Below are 17,080 nucleotides of genomic sequence, written 5' to 3'. Positions count from 1 at the left end.
ATTTTGTTACCCGATGCTACTTGCCGACGTGCCGCTGACTGCGGTCCTGAGCATCTGCTCCACGGACCGCACCTGGGTCAGCACGTAGTCGCTGCTGAGATGGTGGTAGTCCCGGTAGACGGGGTGGTCGGTGTCGCCGACGCCGCAGCTGTTCGCGTCGCACGTCTGTGACCAGACGCCGTCCCAGGTGGGAACACCGTACTTCCTCCAGATCCCGGCGCTGATCCGGGGGAGGTCGCCGTTCGAGCTCTCGGCCTCGGCGCGCGACATGCTGCAGTCGCCGAGTCCGGGCAGCGGCCGGGTGAGGCAGTCGAGCGGGTCGACGTCGAGCCGAGGGTTGTCCTTGACCGCCACCACGGCGGGCGTCGCGGCGACAAGGTGGGCGAACAGCTCGTCGTTCGCGCTGGTCCAGGCGGCGAGCGCCTCGTCACCGGTCATCTGGGTGCCGTCGGCGTGCTGCATCCGGTCGGCGTAGATCTGCGCCTGGCTGACGACGACGGCGTCGGGCCGCAGCTCGTTGACGACCCGCAGGGACTCGGACTGGAAGTCGGCGCACGACCCGCGTTCGGCGGGCTGCTCGACGTGGACCCGGGCCGCGGGGCAGCCGTGCCGCCAGCGGACGGCGAGGCGCAGGCCGGCGTCGGTCGCCGCGGCGTCGAAGGCGGGGATCCAGTGCATGGCGTGCGAGTCGCCGAGGAGCAGCACGGTGGTGGTGGCGGAGACGTCGCCGAGCAGGCACACCTCGGCGCCCGACGTCGTCTCGGTGGTCGCGGTGCACCCGTACGGTGCGGGTTCGGCGCCGGCGGCTACGGCGGTGGCGTACGGCTCCTGCTGCAGCACGGCTCCGGCGGCCACCCGGGTGCCGACGGTCAGGGTGCCCACGGCGAGGCCGATGACGAGGGTGACCGCGGCGGTGCGGCGCCACGACCGCATGGCGCCGCTGAACCGGACGGGGTTCTCGACCCAGCGGTACGTGGCGACGGCGGCGCCGAGCGCGGCGAGCGTGGCGAGCACCTTGATCCAGATCGCGTCGTCCTGCACCACTGCGGTGGTGAGCACCACGAACGGCCAGTGCCAGAGGTACCAGGAGTAGGAGACGTCGCCGATCCGCTGCAGCACCGGCAGGCCGAGCACCCGGTCCACCCAGGTGCCGTCAGCGGGGATGCTGCCGGCGGCGAGCACCAGCAGCGCACCGCCTACGGGCAGCAGTGCCACGGTGCCGGGGAACGGGTCGGTCTCGTGCACGAACGCGAACGAGAGCGCCAGCAGCAGGACCCCTGCGGTGCCGAGCAGGGCCCGGAGCAGCCGCGCCCGCATCCGGGAGAGCTCGGCGAGCCGGCCCCAGGGCAGGGTCGCGACGAGCGCGGCGCCGGCGAACTCCCAGGCGCGGGTCGGCAGCACGTAGAACGCCCAGTCGGGGGCGACCTCCGTCATCCAGACGGAGGTCCCGAGCGACAGGACGAACGTTCCGGCGAACAGGAGCTGCAGCATGCGGCGGGCCGGCACGTGGGTGCGGCGGGCCACGGCGACCGCGAGCAGGATGAGCAGCGGCCAGAAGATGTAGAACTGCTCCTCGATGCCGAGGGACCAGGTGTGCAGGTAGGGGCTCGGGGTGACGGCGTCGGAGAAGTAGTCCTGCCCCTGGTACGGGAACAGCAGGTTGGAGACGAACAGCATCGCCGACGCGCCGTGCCACGCGAGGCGGCCCCAGACCAGCGGCGACAGGACCAGGACGCTCGCGAGCAGCGTGACCGTCACGACCAGCGCGAGCGCGGGCACGAGGCGCCGCATGCGGCGGGTCCAGAACTCGACGAGGTCGACGCCCCCGCTCCGGTCCACCTCGCGCAGCAGCAGCGAGCTGATCAGGTAGCCGGAGATCACGTAGAAGATGTCGACGCCCGTGAAGCCGCCGGGGATCGCGATCCCCGCGTGGAAGACGACGACGGCGAGCACGGCGACGGCCCGGAGCCCGTTGATGTCCGTGCGGAACGGGTGGCCGGCGCCCGGGGCGGCAAGAGCCGTGTCGGCGCCCGGCCCGCGCGGCTCCGGAGCCGGTCCGGTGGGTCGCTCGACGGCGGTGGTCGTCGCCTGCGCCATTTTTCTCCTGCGGTCGTTCCGGACGGGTGCGCCGCTCACCATAACTGGCACACCAAGGTCACCCTGACCGGGTATCGAGGAGGATGTGAGGAGAGCTGCGGCTCACCCTCTGCTGCTATCGGTTGAGCCTGCGGTTCCGCTCCAGGCGCGTGCCTCGTTCCTCGGCCCGCACCCTGCGCTGCACCTCCGGCTCAACCGAGGAATACGTGAGAGCACGTCAGCAGGGGTGCCGTGGTCGTGCCGCCGGCCTTGACGCACCCGATCGCGCCGCGCAGCAGGTCCGGGGCCACGAGGTTCTCCCGGTGCGAGGGCGAGTCGAGCCAGGCCTGCACCACGTCCTGCGGCGGGTTCGTGGTGCGGCTGAGGTTCTCCGCCGCGAACGCGCCCGGGCAGCTCTCCTGTACGGGCTCCAACGGCGCATGGACGAGCTTCGGCGCACCGATCAGCTCCCCGGCCCGCTCGACGGCAACGGCGGCGAGGCAGTCGTCGTGCTCCACCGGCGGTACGTCCCGCTGGGCACGCGCCGCGTTCACGCCTTCCTCCAGGGCCGCCGCGTACTGCTCCGGGTCGCTCAGGTCCACGCTGCCGGACGGCGTCCAGGTCGGCGAGGGACCGGGCGATGCCTCGGTACCCCAGGGGTCGCCGGAGGCCCCCGCCGCACAGGCGGTCAGCAGCGCGGCGGTGAGCAGGAACGGGATCCCGAAGCGGGTCAGGGCGCGGAGCACGGGGTCGATTCGACACCGCGCTGCCCGAGCACACAAGCCGAGGCGCCGCGCCGCTCATCCGCCGAGGTCCTGCCGCCACTCCACGGCTCAGCCCAGGAACACGTGAGCGCAGATCATGACGGGCGCGGCGGGGTCCCCGCCGTCGGGCACGCAGGCGATGGCGCCCCTGGTCAGGTCGCCGTTCAGGATGTTGGCGCGGTGCCCCTCCGAGTCCATCCAGCCCTGTGCCGCCTCGGGTGGTGACCACCCGCCCTTGGCCAGGTTCTCCGCGACCGCCGAGGTGGGGCAGGTCTCGAAGATCGGCTCGAGCGGCGCGTGCGCCAGCTCCTTGCCGATCAGCGCCTCTGCCCGCTCGAGCGCGACGTCGTAGGCACAGGCGTCGTGCGCCAGGGCGGCCAGGCCGTTGGCGGTGCGATGGCCGTTGACCGCGTCCTCCAGGGCCGCCGCGTACTGCACGGCGTCGGTCAGGTCCGGCTCGGCGCCGCCCCCGCCGGTCCCGCCCCCGCCGGTCCCGCCCGTTCCGTCGTCGCTCCCGCCGGAACCGCCGCCTCCGGTGCCGCCCGGCCCCGTGTCGTCGTCCGCCCCGGGAGCCGGCGTACGGTCCGCGCCGCGCGACGCCGATCCGCTCGGCGCGGGCTGCACGTCGACCGCCGCGGCCTCCTGGGTGTGCTTCCCCCTGATCGGGCCCACCGAGGAGGGCTGCGGGTCGGGCGCCAGCCGGACGGGCACCGCCTCCGCGACCACCCCGGGAGCGATCCCCGGCGCGGGCATCGGCTCGGCGCCCGGATCGAGGAGCCCGGCGCACGCCGTCAGACAGGCGGCCACCGCCACGCCCAGAACTACGCGGGTGACTGCCCCGCGCAGGGCAGGCCCTGGCCGGGACGCGGACGACGTCGTACAGCGCGCTGGGGACACGAGTTCGGACAATACCGGCGATCGCTACCGTACGGAATGCCCCCAAAGCTACCGAGAGCGCCCAGGAGCCCGGCTCACGCCCACAGGTCGAGCGGGAAGGCGGCCAGCAGGGCGTCGCCGTCCCATACGGGCGGGCGGACGCCGCCCAGCTCCACCGCCTCGTCGACGGACGCCGCGACGCGGAACTCCTCGCGCCCGGTCCCCGCGTAGTAGTCGTGGTACTTGTGCATGGGCTCGGCCGACGGCGGGACCAGCCGGGCGGGGATGCCGAACGACTCGGCGAGCACTATGCCGTGCAGGGACGTCGCGACCACGAGGTCGCACCGGGCGATCTCCCCGGCGATCGTGTGCAGGTCGCCCTGCGGCGCGATCGTCCGGGGGTCGTCGCGGTGCCGCGCCCAGTCGTGCAGGTTGGGCACGAACCCGACGGCCCGCCGCTCGCCGTCGGCATAGCTCTCCCGGGGCCAGAACCGGCTCCAGAGCAGCGCCGGGTCGCCGAAGACGCGGGGCGCCTCTATCCCGGCCTCGCGCAGGAGCCGGTGCGTGATGGGCCCCCGGACGGCGCGCACGTCCAGCCCCAGGCCGGGCGGCAGGTACGCCTCCTTGCCGTTGATCCCGGAGCCCCAGACGACGTCGCCGGGCGCGGCCAGGTGCAGGATCGAGCCGACCGTGAGCAGCCTGCTGGCACTCCCCCGTGCCTGATCGATGCCGCGGTCGGCGAGGATGTGCTCGACGAGCGCGGGGCCGATCAGGTCGCCGAAGTTGTTGACCCGGCGCCGGACGGGGACGAGCCTGCCGAGCTTCCCTGGCACCACCGGCCGCAGGGGGTTCCAGTGGACCACCTCGACGGTCACGCGCGTCCCGCCGCCGTCAGCGCTCGGCGGACCAGCGGTCCGAGCGCCCGGCGGCCCATCGTCAGCGCCGTCTCGGCCGCCGCCCGGGGCCCGACGGCGGACCACAGCGCCGCGGTCGTCCGGCGGGCCGGCGGGAGGCCGAACTGTGCGGCGAACTCCGGGTCGAGCGGCCTGGCCAGGCCGCGCAGCCGCTTGCCGGAGTGGTTCTCCCCCGTGTCCACGTGGTAGATCGCGCCGCGGAACGGCAGGGGTTCGAGCACCCGGTCCTGGTGGCGGGCGTACCACTCGAGCGCGTGCCGGTGCGCGCCCATGACGTGCTCGACCCGGTCACCGAACCCCGCGAGGACCTCCTCCTGCGTGGCGGTCTCGTCGAGGTGTCCGGGCACGCCGTACGCCTCGAACGGGACGACGAAGCTGCTGCCGCACGTCCGGTGGAAGTCGGGCTGACGCCGGTAGACGGACCGGGCGCGCGAGTACACCCAGCCCCTGTCGACCACCCAGCCGGGGTGGCCGCGGTGCTGCGCGGTGAACTCCGCGAGGCCGCGGTGCACGAAGTCGTCGGCGTCGACGATCATCACGTGGCCGGGCGCGTACGGCCGCGCGGCCAGCAGCCCGACGCCGATCTTGCTGCCCTTGTCCCGGACGAACTGCGACCGGCCGGCGTGCGGGCCGTCCGCCGCCTCCGGCGCCGCGAAGTCGACGGGCACGAACCGCACGCGCTCGGCCAGCTCGGGCGCGATCTCCGGCGCGCGGTTGCCGACCACGAACACCAGGTAGTCGTCGCTGGTCTGCGCCGTCAGCGACCCGAGCGTGAGCCGCAGCAGCTCCTCCACCCGGCCGTAGTCCGCGGAGTTGTCCGGGTGGCGCAGCGACGTCACGAACGCGAGCATCAGCTTCCCCAGAGCCGGGCGGCGAGCTCGCGCGCCTCGTCGAGGCCGGACACCTGGTGGGCGGTGCTGAACTTGCCCGTGTAGTCGTCGTAGATCGCGCGCAGCTTGCCGTAGCTGTTGTCCAGCAGGATGTGCTCGATGCCCAGCAGCGTGGCCATGACGTGCGCGTGCAGGCGGTCGACGACGGCGCCGCGGGCGGGCGCGAAGAGCAGCACTCCGCTGTCGATGTTCACCGTGTTGATCGCCGCGAGCGCCGCGGCGACCGGCTTGTTCGCGGCGCCGAGCGCGGGCAGCGGCATCCGGCGGCCCACCCGGGCGCGCTGGTGGCTGAGGGTCGCGACGAGCCGTGCCGCCCTGTGGCGCCAGTCGGCGGCGGCGTCGGGCCGCCAGTCGGTCCGGTCGGCGACCAGGCCGGGCGCCCAGTCCGGCGTGACGTCCTGGAGCCCGGAGGCGTTCTCCTTGTCGGCGCGGGCGAGCACGAGCATGCGCCGCGTGCTGCCCGCGAGCTGGTCGAAGAACGGGGGCTCCCAGCCCAGGGCCATGTCGTGGCAGTACGCCGCGCGGACGCTGGGCAGCTGTTCGGCGGCCCGCGCCTGGGACGGGGTGTCCCGGACCAGGAGCGTGAAGTCGCGGTGGGCTCCGATGATCCGGTCGGCCTCGGCCGCGCGGCGCTCGGACCGGAACCAGACCGACTGGGGCAGCTGGACGATCTTGTGGCCGGGAAAGTCCTGCACTATGCGTTCCCGGTGCTCCTGGTGCCCGAGCCACAGGTCGCCGAAGTTGCCGCCGCCGTGGATCAGGATCGTGCCGGTGGGCATTGCCGCGCGGACGTCCGCCGCGAGGTAGCCGCGCAGGTCGCTCACGTGCCGGATCTCGATGCCCAGACGCCTCAGGTACGCCAGCTCACCGGCCCAGATGAGCGAGTCGCCGACGTTGCGCTGGTTGGGCGCGTCGAGGAGCGCTACCGGGCCCGGGCCGATGGTGTCGGCCAGCACGGTGGCGGTCACGTCCCGCAGCCCTGCGAGGTACGCGCCGTCTTCCGGACGCATCATCCAGTGCCCCCCTGGCTCGCGGTCGAGACCATCATGGGGGCAGCGATCCGATACCGCAGGTCGGAGCAGGTCACCCCCGCAGCGCGGCCTGGATCCGCTCCACCGCGTACGGTCCGAGGGTCCTGGCCCAGGTCCCGGTGATGTGCCCGCCGGTGTCGCGGTAGACCACCACGTTGCCGATCACCGACGGGCACTCGCCCGCCGCGCAGTACAGGTCGGTCAGGTCCACCACGTGCGCGCCCGGTACGTCGCGGGCCGCAGCGGCCAGCAGGTCGGGTGCGGCGAGCGCACGACCGGCCGGTGTGCCGCAGCCGTCGTCCACGGCGAAGGTCACCGCCGCCACGCAGCGCGCCGAGCCGGCGGAGGCGTCGGGGTTGTCCTCCAGGACGATCACCTGGGTACCGCTCCGGGCGACGGGCGCCATGGCGGCGACGTAGTCCTCGCGCGCCACCTCGCCGTGGGCTCGGGAGGACGTCGTCACGACGACGTCGTACCCGCCTCGCTCGAGCGCCTCCTGGATCTTCGGCAGGCCGGGGCACAACGGGTCGCGCTCCACGAGGCGCCACCGGCAGCCGTTGCCGACATAGGTGTCGACCCGCCAGTCGGCGGCGTCGAGCTGGGGCCGCAGCATCGGCACGAGCTGCGCGGCGTGGCTGTCGCCGACCACGGCGACCCGGGTCGCCGTCGGCCGGTCGCTGCCGAACGTGCAGGTCTTCATTTGCTCGCCCTGGTACGAGTAGCAGCCGAAGGCCCCGCCGGTGTCGTACGAGGCGCCGGCCGGGTCGGGCGCGACGGCGGTCCCCGTGTTCAGGGCGCAGTCGTGCCGCGGGTCGAGCGCTGCCGCCCCCGCGCAGTCGGACGGGTCGGCGACGGTGCTGCCGGCCAGGACGACGCCGGGCACGGCGAGCCGGGGTGGGGCGGCCGCCCTGGCCGCCGCGTTACCCCCTGCCCCGAGCAGCACGACGACGACGCACGCCGTCGCGTACCGGTACCACCCCGCCCGCGGCGCGAGCCGCGCGCGCACGCCACGGCGCCGGAACCACGCGGCACGACGGGCGGGTGCCTCGAGCCAGCGGTACGACGCCGCCGACAGCGCGAACGTGAGCCCGAGCGCGAGCACGAGGTAGGCCGCCGAACCCTGGGGCACGAAGGCGAGCAGCAGGACCGCCACCGGAAAGTGCCACAGGTACAGGCCGTAGGAGATCTCGCCGAGGTACTGGCCCGCGCGGTGCGTGAGCGGCCAGAGCGCCACCGGACCACCCACACCCGCCGCGATCACGAGCGCCGTGGACAGCACGGGCAGCAGCGCCCAGGGCACGGGAAAGCCCTCGCCCTCGGGCGTCACCAGGATCGCCGCGGCGATCCCGGCCAGCCCCAGCCAGGCGAGCGCCGAACGCACGTGCCCCGAGCTGATGCTCAGCCGCGTCGACAGGACGGCGACGAGCGCGCCGGCGCCCAGCTCCCAGGCCCGCGACGACGTCGTGAAGTACGCCCAGGTGGGCTGCGCCGTCGTCTCCGCCAGGCCCCAGGCCAGGGAGAGCAGGCAGAGCACGACGACCGCCACCCCCGCGACCGCGCGTGCGTGCCCGCGTCGCCAGCCCGGGCGCCGCGCGCCGACGACGAGCAGCCCCAGCAGGAGCCAGGGCCAGACCAGGTAGAACTGCTCCTCGACCCCCAGCGACCAGTAGTGCTGGAGCGGGGACGGCGGCAGCGACTCCTGGAAGTAGTCGACGCCCTCGCGTGCGAAGTGCCAGTTGCCGACGAAGAGGAACGAGAAGAGCGCGTCACCCACGACGCTCCGGAACCGTTCGGCGCCCAGCAGGGCGAATGATGCACAAACCGTGACGAGCAGGACGAAGGCTGCCGCAGGGAGGATCCGCTTGGCCCGGCGTACGTAGAAGGCGGAGAACGAGATGGTGCCGGTGCGCTCGTACTCCCGCAGCAGGAGCCCCGTGATGAGAAACCCGGAGATCACGAAGAACACGTCGACGCCCACGAACCCGCCCCGCGGCCAGCCGATCACGTGGTCGGCGATGACCGCGAGGACCGCTACCGCCCGGAGCCCCTGGACGTCCGCGCGAAAACCCACTGCCATTTCTTTTTCCCCCGTGATATGCCCGTGTGGCGGTGCGGCACCATCCTGGGGTGACAGCCGCCGTCCTGCAGTTCGGAATGACGCGGCGACCGGACGATTCGGGTCGCACGTGGCACATTCGTCGCATATTTTTGCGGGGCACCAGCGATCCCATTCCAGCCGACCAGCTTAGGTTTCCCGATGTCCGGTATGCGCACGAGCAGCACGCCCTGGTACGACCGTCGCATCACCTTTGTCGGTGGCCTTCATCGCAGCGGAACCGCCCTTCTCGCCCGAATAATCAGTGCGAGCCCAGACGCTTCCGGACTGACCGGAACGGGCGCCGTGATGGACGAGGGTCAGCATATACAGGACACATTTGTCGGCGGTCTGGGTAATACGTCCGAATGGTCGTTTCACCCGCAGGCACACCTCACCGAAGAGGACGCACGCCGCGTGCCCGACGCCGGGGCGCGACTCTGGGCGAGCTGGTCGCCCTACTGGGACCTCGACGCCGCGGTACTCGTCGAGAAGTCGCCGCCCAACCTGACGAAGATGCGCTACTTCCAGGAGATCTTCCCGAGGTCCCGCTTCATCGTCGTGACGCGGCACCCCATCGTGCAGGCGCTGGCCGTGCGCAAGTGGGCCACGAGCACCCGTGGACGGTTCACCTACGGCTTCCCCAGGCTCGTCGAGCACTGGGTGCACGCGCACGACGTGTTCGCGGAGGATGCGCTGCACATCCAGAACCTGCTCGTGGTGCGGTACGAGCACCTGATGCGCGAACCGGCGCGCGAGCTCGGCCGGGTGGCCAAGTTCCTGGGCATCGACGTCGATACCGCCGCGATCGGCGCCGCCGACGCCGGACGCAGCAACCGCTACGCCGAGCTGTGGCGGACCGGCGGGCGGGCGGAGCTGGCCGGACGCGTCCGGAGCCATGTCGGGAACCTCGGGTCGCGGCGCGGGACGCCCCGCGCCGACCTGCTCCGCGACGTCACCGACGCCGCGCTCCTCCCCCGCTACCGCAACGTCGTCAACGAGCACCTCGGGGACCGGATCCGCGCGCACGGATACGACCTGAACGCGCTGGACGAGGCGGCCGGGTGGGCCCCCGTGGTGCGTGGCACGCCGGTGATCCTGGCGGCTGACCGCCGGTGAGCGCCCCTGTCCGTGTCGTCTACGTCACCGGCTCCGGTCGCAGCGGCACGAGCCTGCTCACCGGGGTGCTGCGCGAGTTCGGGCTGCACGTGCCGGGGCCGGAGGTCGCGTCGGACACCTCCGACCCGCACGGCTTCTCCGAGCCGCAGTGGGTGGTGGACTTCCACAACGGCATGCTGCGGGCGGCGGGCGTCCAGACGTCGGACGCGCGGCCCATCGCGTGGCACCTCGTCGACCGGGCGAGCGTCGAAGGGGACGCGCGCGGCCAGATCAAGGAATGGCTCACCGCCCAGGTCCGGCAGCACGGGAACCTCGTCATCAAGGATCCGAGGCTGCTCTGGTTCTTCGAGCTCTGGCAGGAGGCCGCCGTGTCGGCGGGAGCCGCGACGTCGTGCATCACGATGCTGCGCCCGCCCGCGGAGGTGGCGGGCAGCAGGGCCGCCTTCTACAAGGGTGGAGGGCTGGTCGACAGGGTGTCGGGGTGGATCAACCTGATGCTCGGGACCGAGCTCACCACCCGGGCCACTCCCCGGGCCTTCGTGCGCTACGGCAACCTGGTCCGCGACTGGAAGGCGCCGGTGTTCGACGCCGCAGCAGCTCTCGAACTGCCGATGGTCGACCCGGGCGACGCGGCGGCCGTGGCCCGGGCGGACGCGTTCATCGACCCTACGCTGCACCACGCCGCCGCCACCTGGCAGGACGTGCCAGTCCCCGCGCCGCTGCGCGCGCTGGCCGACGACACGTGGGCCGCACTCGACTCCCTCCCCGGGCACGACGACGCCGGGACCCGCGCCGAGTTCGACCGGCTCCGCGCGCTCTACCCGTACGTCCACCGCAAGATCGCCGCGTCGCCCGCGCGGCGGATCGCCCGCATGATGCCGGCAGACGTGGTGCCGCCCGGCGTGCGGCAGAGCGTCGCGGGGATGCTCTGGGGTGCGTCGAACACCGCGGGCCGACGCCACTGAGGTAGTCCTCCGGCGAGGTGGTCACCTGATGACGTGGTCAGGCCGTCGGCACCTCCGCCAGCGTGGCGCGTATCTCCTCGGCCTCGGGCATGCCCAGGTCGGTGTAGATCGCACGGGCTTGCTCGTAGTGGGTCCGGGCCAGGTGCGGGTCCCCCAGGGCACGGTGTGCGTGGCCGATGCCTGCGTGCGCGCGGGCCTCCTGGTGCCGCGCGCCGTCAGCGCCCGCGAGTGCGAGCGCCTCGGTATGCCGCGCCACAGCGCCCGCCGCGTCGCCGGTGAACAGAGCGACCTCACCGAGCCCGTTGGTCGACCATGCCTGGGATGTTCGCTCACCGCTCAGTACGAAGTGCGCCAGTGCCTGCTCGAAGCACTCACGAGCCCGGTCGGGCTCGCCCAGCCGGAGATGGAGGGAGCCGAGCGTGTCGAGGGAGTTGGCGCGGCTGCGATCGCTGCCCATCTCCTCCGCGATCGCGATGGACCGCCGCAGCAGGTCGGCTGCCTCTGGGAGGCGCTCCCGGCGCATCTCGACGCCGGCGATGTTGCCGAGCGTGACGGCCTCGCTGAACCGGGAGCCGAGCTTCTGGAAGATGGCGAGGGCCTGGTGCTGCACCTCGACGGACTCGGCGAGATGACCCAGTCGCGCCTCGCTCACTCCGAGATTGTTCAGCACCATTGCCTGACCGTGCGGGTCCTCGGTCCGTCGGAACACCGCCAGCGACGCACGGTGATAGCTGCGCGCGTCCCTGTAGTGGCCACGAATGTTCTCGGTGGAACCGAGGCTGGTCAGCGTGAGCGCCTCGCCGTCGAGGTCCCCCACCTGCCGGAACTTCTCCAGCGCCCGCCGCGCGTGATCGATCGACGCCTCGTACGCGCTGAGTCGTGCGTAGCCCGCGGCAAGCTGGCGGAGCGCCTGGGCCTGCCCGACGAGGTCTCCGGTGCGTTCGGCGGCACGCAGGGCATGGCAGTTGATCGTCAGCGCGTCCGCGAAGTGGGCCTGGCCCGCGTACCCGTTCACGGTCTGGGCGAATCCGTGGAGGTAGTCGGACGCCCCCACGTCGGCGGCGTGCTCCGCGATGGCCAGTACGCACAGCCACTCCGTCTCCAGCCAGCCGCGCGCCGCGCCCGGTCCCACCAGGTCCCGGATCTCGACTCCCACCTTGCCGGCCACCCGCCGGTGGTCCCCTTCGTTCGGGTAGAGGACGTCCACTGCCGCGGTCGCCGCAGCCTGGTAGTAGGCGAACAGCCGCTGCTCCGCCTCAGCCCGTTCGCCGGCGGTGTCCTCGGTGGCAGCCAGGCGAGCGGCGTAGGCGCGCAGGAGGTCGTGCATGGCGTAGCGGTCCGAGCCGGTCCGGTGCAGCAGGTGGGCGCTGACGAGCGTCTCCAGGACCCGGCGGGCCGCACTCGCAGCCAGGCCTGTCAGAGCGGCCGCCACGTACTGGTCCAGGTCGGGCCCGGGGTGCAGGCCCAGCCGCCGGAAGGTCCGCGCCGCCTGCTCGGGCAGGTGCTGGATCGACCACGAGAAGACCGCCTGGACGGCTGCGTACGGGTCGCCGCCTGGGTCGAGCAGCTCGAGCCGCTCCTGCCGGTCGGCCAGCTCAGCCGCGACGTCGGCCAGCGGCCGGTCCGGCTGGGAGGTCGCCAGCACCGCCGCGACACGGAGCGCCAGGGGAAGTCGAGCACACTGCTCAGCGAGCAGCTCAGCGGCAACCGGATCGGCGTCGACCCGCTCGCCGATCAGCCGCCGCAGCAGGTCGGCGGCGTCGGCGGCAGGGAGCAGGTCCAGGTCGATCCGCTGGGCGCCGTGCACCGCGACCAGGCCGCCCAGGCTGTCCCGGCTGGTGACCACGACCGTCGAGGCTCCGCTCCCGGGCAGCAGCGGCCGCACCTGGGCCACGCTGCCCGCGTTGTCCAGCACGATCAGCATCTGGCGTTCGGCGAGCTCACTGCGGTACCGGGCGGCCCGCTCGTCGTCGTCCAGGGGGATGTCCCGCTCCGGGACGCCGAGCGCCGCCAGGAACCGGGCAAGGGCATCGGTCGGTCGCATCGGCTGCTCCGGGTCGTACCCACGCAGGTTCACGTAGAGCTGCCCGTCGGGAAAGTCGTGGGCGGCCCGGTGCGCCCAGTGCACCGCGAGCGCGGTCTTGCCGACGCCCGCGGTCCCCCGGATGGCGGTGATCACCACGGTCCGCCCCGCGCGGCCGTCGTCCGCGCCGGGCAGAAGCAGCTCGTCCAGGCGCCGAAGGTCGTCGGAGCGGCCGGTGAACCCCGTGACGTCGAGGGGTAGCTGCGCGGGGCGGGGCGGCCTGCCTGCCGTGGCGTCGGACGCCGGGCGCGACGGCGCGGCGGACGACGGGCCGGGCGCCGGCGCGCTCCGGTCCGTATCCGATGTGCCATCCGGCGCAGCCGGTTCCGCGTCGTGCCGGAGGATGCGCTGGTGCAGCTCGCGCAGCTCAGGACCGGGATCGCTGCCGAGCTCGTCAGCCAGGCGCTCCTGGAGCAGCCGGTAGTGGGCGAGCGCGTCGGACTGCCGGCCGCACCGGTACAGGGCGAGCATCAGCTGCCCGGCGAGACGTTCGTCGAGCGGATGTTTCTCCGCAGCGGCGGCCACGCCGGGCAGAACGCCCGCGTGCTCTCCGGACCGCAGCAAGAGGTCGTTGTGGTCGAGGACGGCCGCCAGCCGCTCCGCCTCGAGCCTGACCGCCGTCGACCGCAGCCAGTCGCTGTCCAGGTCGGCGAACGGCCTGCCCTGCCACAGACCCATCGCTTCCTGCCAGAGAGCGCCGGCGCGGTCGTCGTCGGCCTGCCTGGCCTGTGCGACGAGCGCACGGAAGCGCTGCAGATCCACCGTGGAATCGTCCGCCTCCAGGACGTAGCCGCCGGAGCGGCGCTCCAGGAGCGGCCCGTCGTGGTCGTCGAGCACGCTCCGGAGCCGCGACACGTAGCTGTGCAGGGTCTGCCGGGCGCTGCGTGGCGGCGTCGTGCCCCACACCCGGTCGACGAGCTGATCCAGCGAGACGTGCGTGCCCGGCTCGACCAGCAGTGCCGCCAGGACGGCCCGTTGCCGGGCCGGGCCGAGCGGAACCTCACCGCCCTCGCCCCGGGCCGAGACGTGACCGAGCAGTTGAAACCAGATCATGTCCGCCCATACCTCCGCGTCGAGCCGCCAGAGGCAAGAGAGTAGGCGGTGCGCCGGGTGATACATGGGCTTGGTTCGGTCTGCGGAACGTTGGGCGGTGGATCCTAGAGGCGGCTCAGCTCGGCACTCGGTAGAAGGCGAGCGCCAAGAGACCGCTCGTCACGATTCCCGCGATCCCCGGCAGGTACCAGAGTTCCCCGAAGGAGATGTCCAGCGCGCGGCCGCCGACCGAGACCGTCAGGAAGACGAGCGCCAGTGCGAGGACCGCTGAGAGGACCGGCACCAGCGACCAGCACAGTGCCAGCACCGCCCTGCGGGCGGGCGAGAAGCCCACGTCGACCAGGGTTCTGCGGGTGAGCCGCTGCGCAAGGATGGCGAGCCCACCCCCGAGAAGGAGCACGGCTCCGACAGCGACGGCCCCGACAGCGCTCACGACGTCGGCCTGCGTGCGCATCCGGTCGTACTCCGATCGGCTCGTCCCGTCGGCCAGCTCCGCGCCCGGCGCGAGGCGAAGGACCCCGGCGCGGAGCGCGTACTGGTCCTCCGCGGCGAGGCGGTGGAAGTCCGCCAGTACGACCTCGCTCATGCCGCTGGGCTCCAGCCCGAACTCCTTGGCAACGGCGCCATCACGAGGGACCACAAGTCCGGGCAGGTTGCCCCCCAGACCTGCGCTCGGCTGCGCATCGGTCGCGGCCGTGCGGCCTATCGATCCGCTGTCACGCGAGAACCAGATGAGTCCGACTGTGCCTTCTGCCACCAATCCGCCTTCCGCTTGCGGATCAGACCCTCTCGGCCCGAGGAGCACCGTGTTGATAGGCGCTGCAACCGGCGAATCAAGACACTGGTCGGGAATCTCGATGATCGTTGATGCATGCGAGTCGACCACGCATCGAAGCGTGTCCGACGAGGAGACACGGAGATTCCCTTCCGTGGAGTCCGGGATCTCGAAGGCCTCGACTTCATGCCCGCCGAGGTCCCCGTACAGCGCACGCAGGGCAGAGATCGCCGAATCAGGCATGGAGCTGATCACGAAGGATCCGGCGGGCACGGGTAGGGGCGACATGGATTCGCTCACGTTCGCGCCACGGGTCGTCTGAGCCGACCAGATGCCGGCGGCAAGGATGACGGTCGCCGCGACTGCCGCAGTCACCCAAGTCGAGCGTGCAAAACCGGAGAACAGCACCCGGGTAGCGCCCGGAAACGCGAGTCCGAGCAGCGCACCGAACAAGATCGGCGCAGAGAGCATCGTGACTGCGGCGCCGACCGGCGCGAGCCGCGCCATGGGACTGTCCACCGCCTCAAAGCTCGAACGCAGAGCTATCAACCACAGGATCGCGCCGACGACGGCGACCAACCCGACGATCGGAACGAGCCACCGCCGTCGCGCTTCTCCGACAGACCGAGGGCGCCAGGGCCGCAGCCTGGGCAGGTACCGAGCGACGGTCACACTCAAGGCTCCCGCCAGGATGACCGTTCCGACAAGAAGAGTGACTTCCGGCCACGGAACGATGACGTGGTCCCAGCTCTGCTCGAGCCATGCGGAGACCTCCGACTTGGCCAGCCGGATTCCCGCCATCACGGCACAGGAACCCGCGATCACGCCGACCAGAACCGACCCGAAGCTTGTCCACAAGATGCGTCGCCACGCGCTATGCGGCGCGAGCCCGGTGGCGACCAGCGCCCCGGCGTCTGACATCCAGGTGCGTGCCAGCCCAGCAACAAGGGAAAGGACAAGAAGACCGCCGAGAATCCCCGCACCCGGCGGCACGTAGGCCAGCATGCTGAGGAGCTCCGGGGAGTTGTCCTCTGCGGCGAGCAGGAGCCATTCGACGGGCTGATAGGTTGCGGCGCCTCGGTCGAGCGCCGGTCGCAGCTCCGGATTGGCATAGAAGTCCAGGTTGCTCAGCCAGCGAGTCGGGCTGAACGACGATGCATCGTCCACGACCCTGATGATCGTGCTGTCTGCGACGTGGGCCGGGTCACCGACGTACCCCACGACCAGCCCGGTCGTCTCCCCGTCGCCCACCCGGACTGACACGGTCTCTCCGATGGCCGCGCCGAGCGCCGCGGCTACGGCCTCGGACATCGACAACTCGCCCGGCGCGTCCGGGTGCTCTCCCCTGCTCAGCACTCCGAGCTGCAGACGGGCGTCCGTCGTCGTCCTCACGGCTACCGGAGCGGATGCCTCTCCGGTAGCGACCTCGCCCACATCATCCTGAACAGAGCCGACGGCGGGCAGGCCGCTCAGGTTGTCGATTACCTCCGCGTCGCTCGTCTGGAGGACGTACGTGCGCTGGCCGAGCTCCGCACGGAGTGATTCAGCAGCGGCCGCCGCTGCGCTGGCGCGAACGGCAGCCGGGCCGACGACCGCCGTCGCGAGCAGAACACCCAGCAGTGTGAGGACCAGCACCTGCGCCACGCGATGCCGTGCGTAGGCGACGACCAACCGGGCACCCGAGACCCGCCCGCTCATGCGGCTACCAGGAGACGACCCGCTCCTAGGCCGATTCGCTGATCCATCCGCTCGGCCACGCTCATGTCGTGGGTGGCGACGATCACCGTCAGGTCGCCGCTCTGCCCCAGTTCTAGGAGCACATCGGTGATCCGTGCGGTGTTCTCGGCGTCCAGGGCGCCCGTCGGCTCGTCGGCCACGAGCACCGGGCTTCCCACGGCGAGTGCTCGGGCAACGGCCACCCGCTGTTGCTCGCCACTCGACATCGAACCCGGGAACCTGTGACTCGTCGACGAGGGCAGCCCGACCCGTGCCAGCGCCGCCTCGGCCTGGTCCGCGGAGCTTTTGGCGCCCCGAGACTCGACGGCCAGGCTCAGGTTCTGCGCGACCGTCAGGAACGGCACCAGCCGGTGGTCCTGGTAGATCACCGACACGCGTGGGTCACCGGCCGAGAACCACGACGCCCGACCGACGGGCTCGCCGTCGATCGCCACGGTTCCCGCCTTCGGACTCTGCACGCCGGCGATCAGCCGGAGCAGGGTGCTCTTCCCACTGCCGCTCGGCCCCGTGACCGCCGTCGTTCCGGCAAGAAATGTGTGTGACACGTCGTCGAGTGGCTTTACCTTGTCGCCGTATTCGACGGATACACGGGTGAGCGAGATCATCGGACTCCAATACGTTTCGTCAGTGGAAGCACCCGCGGCTGCCGGATCCCTCGTGAACCGTTCCGTCGACGTCCTTTGCGAGAGAACAGGACGACCC

General features: G+C 72.1%; 12 protein-coding genes. 2 read left to right on the top strand and 10 right to left on the bottom strand.

Features of this window, described 5'->3' with window-relative positions; all coding sequences use genetic code 11:
* Positions 1 to 6: 6 nt before the first annotated feature.
* The 7 genes from AB0F70_RS20735 to AB0F70_RS20705 all read right to left on the bottom strand — a co-directional run bounded on the left by AB0F70_RS20735 (position 7) and on the right by AB0F70_RS20705 (position 8,628).
* Positions 7 to 2,097, bottom strand: a complete 2,091-nt coding sequence (locus AB0F70_RS20735; protein WP_357452564.1) for an acyltransferase family protein — start codon at positions 2,095 to 2,097, stop codon at positions 7 to 9.
* Positions 2,098 to 2,288: 191 nt separating this feature from the next.
* Positions 2,289 to 2,822 carry a CAP domain-containing protein gene (locus tag AB0F70_RS20730; protein WP_357452561.1) on the bottom strand — a complete coding sequence of 178 codons (534 nt, stop codon included), beginning with the start codon at positions 2,820 to 2,822 and terminating at the stop codon, positions 2,289 to 2,291.
* An 87-nt stretch (positions 2,823 to 2,909) separates the two neighbouring features.
* A complete protein-coding gene (locus AB0F70_RS20725) occupies positions 2,910 to 3,737 on the bottom strand; it encodes a CAP domain-containing protein (protein WP_357452558.1) in 828 nt (275 codons plus the stop codon).
* A gap of 74 nt (positions 3,738 to 3,811) precedes the next feature.
* On the bottom strand, positions 3,812 to 4,591 hold the full coding sequence (locus tag AB0F70_RS20720) for a polysaccharide pyruvyl transferase family protein (protein WP_357452555.1): 780 nt from the start codon (positions 4,589 to 4,591) through the stop codon (positions 3,812 to 3,814).
* Positions 4,588 to 5,481: a glycosyltransferase family A protein gene (locus tag AB0F70_RS20715; protein WP_357452552.1), complete on the bottom strand. Its 894-nt coding sequence runs from the start codon at positions 5,479 to 5,481 to the stop codon at positions 4,588 to 4,590. The genes AB0F70_RS20720 and AB0F70_RS20715 overlap by 4 nt, the downstream gene beginning before the upstream one ends.
* Positions 5,481 to 6,533: a polysaccharide pyruvyl transferase family protein gene (locus AB0F70_RS20710; RefSeq protein WP_357452550.1), complete on the bottom strand. Its 1,053-nt coding sequence runs from the start codon at positions 6,531 to 6,533 to the stop codon at positions 5,481 to 5,483. The genes AB0F70_RS20715 and AB0F70_RS20710 overlap by 1 nt, the downstream gene beginning before the upstream one ends.
* A 70-nt stretch (positions 6,534 to 6,603) precedes the next feature.
* A complete protein-coding gene (locus tag AB0F70_RS20705) occupies positions 6,604 to 8,628 on the bottom strand; it encodes an acyltransferase family protein (RefSeq protein ID WP_357452547.1) in 2,025 nt (674 codons plus the stop codon).
* A 180-nt stretch (positions 8,629 to 8,808) separates the two neighbouring features.
* Here AB0F70_RS20705 and AB0F70_RS20700 point away from each other — a divergent pair, with 180 nt between their 5' ends.
* Positions 8,809 to 9,765 carry a sulfotransferase gene (locus tag AB0F70_RS20700; RefSeq protein ID WP_357452544.1) on the top strand — a complete coding sequence of 319 codons (957 nt, stop codon included), beginning with the start codon at positions 8,809 to 8,811 and terminating at the stop codon, positions 9,763 to 9,765.
* Positions 9,762 to 10,730: a hypothetical protein gene (locus tag AB0F70_RS20695; RefSeq protein WP_357452541.1), complete on the top strand. Its 969-nt coding sequence runs from the start codon at positions 9,762 to 9,764 to the stop codon at positions 10,728 to 10,730. Before AB0F70_RS20700 ends, AB0F70_RS20695 begins: the two co-directional genes overlap by 4 nt.
* Before the next feature lie 37 nt (positions 10,731 to 10,767).
* Here the strand turns inward: AB0F70_RS20695 and AB0F70_RS20690 are convergent, their stop codons facing one another.
* The 3 genes from AB0F70_RS20690 to AB0F70_RS20680 all read right to left on the bottom strand — a co-directional run bounded on the left by AB0F70_RS20690 (position 10,768) and on the right by AB0F70_RS20680 (position 16,983).
* Entirely contained in the window at positions 10,768 to 13,866 is a 3,099-nt protein-coding gene (locus tag AB0F70_RS20690; RefSeq protein WP_357452538.1) for a BTAD domain-containing putative transcriptional regulator, read from the bottom strand.
* Between the two features lie 115 nt (positions 13,867 to 13,981).
* On the bottom strand, positions 13,982 to 16,339 hold the full coding sequence (locus AB0F70_RS20685) for a hypothetical protein (protein ID WP_357452535.1): 2,358 nt from the start codon (positions 16,337 to 16,339) through the stop codon (positions 13,982 to 13,984).
* Positions 16,336 to 16,983, bottom strand: a complete 648-nt coding sequence (locus tag AB0F70_RS20680) for an ABC transporter ATP-binding protein (RefSeq protein WP_357452532.1) — start codon at positions 16,981 to 16,983, stop codon at positions 16,336 to 16,338. The genes AB0F70_RS20685 and AB0F70_RS20680 overlap by 4 nt, the downstream gene beginning before the upstream one ends.
* Positions 16,984 to 17,080 lie beyond the last annotated feature (97 nt).

Origin of the sequence: Promicromonospora sp. NPDC023805, assembly GCF_040639635.1 — a bacterium.
Lineage (GTDB): Bacteria > Actinomycetota > Actinomycetes > Actinomycetales > Cellulomonadaceae > Promicromonospora.
Note: the sequence above shows the minus strand (reverse complement) of the source record. Positions and strands in the feature narration are given on the sequence as shown.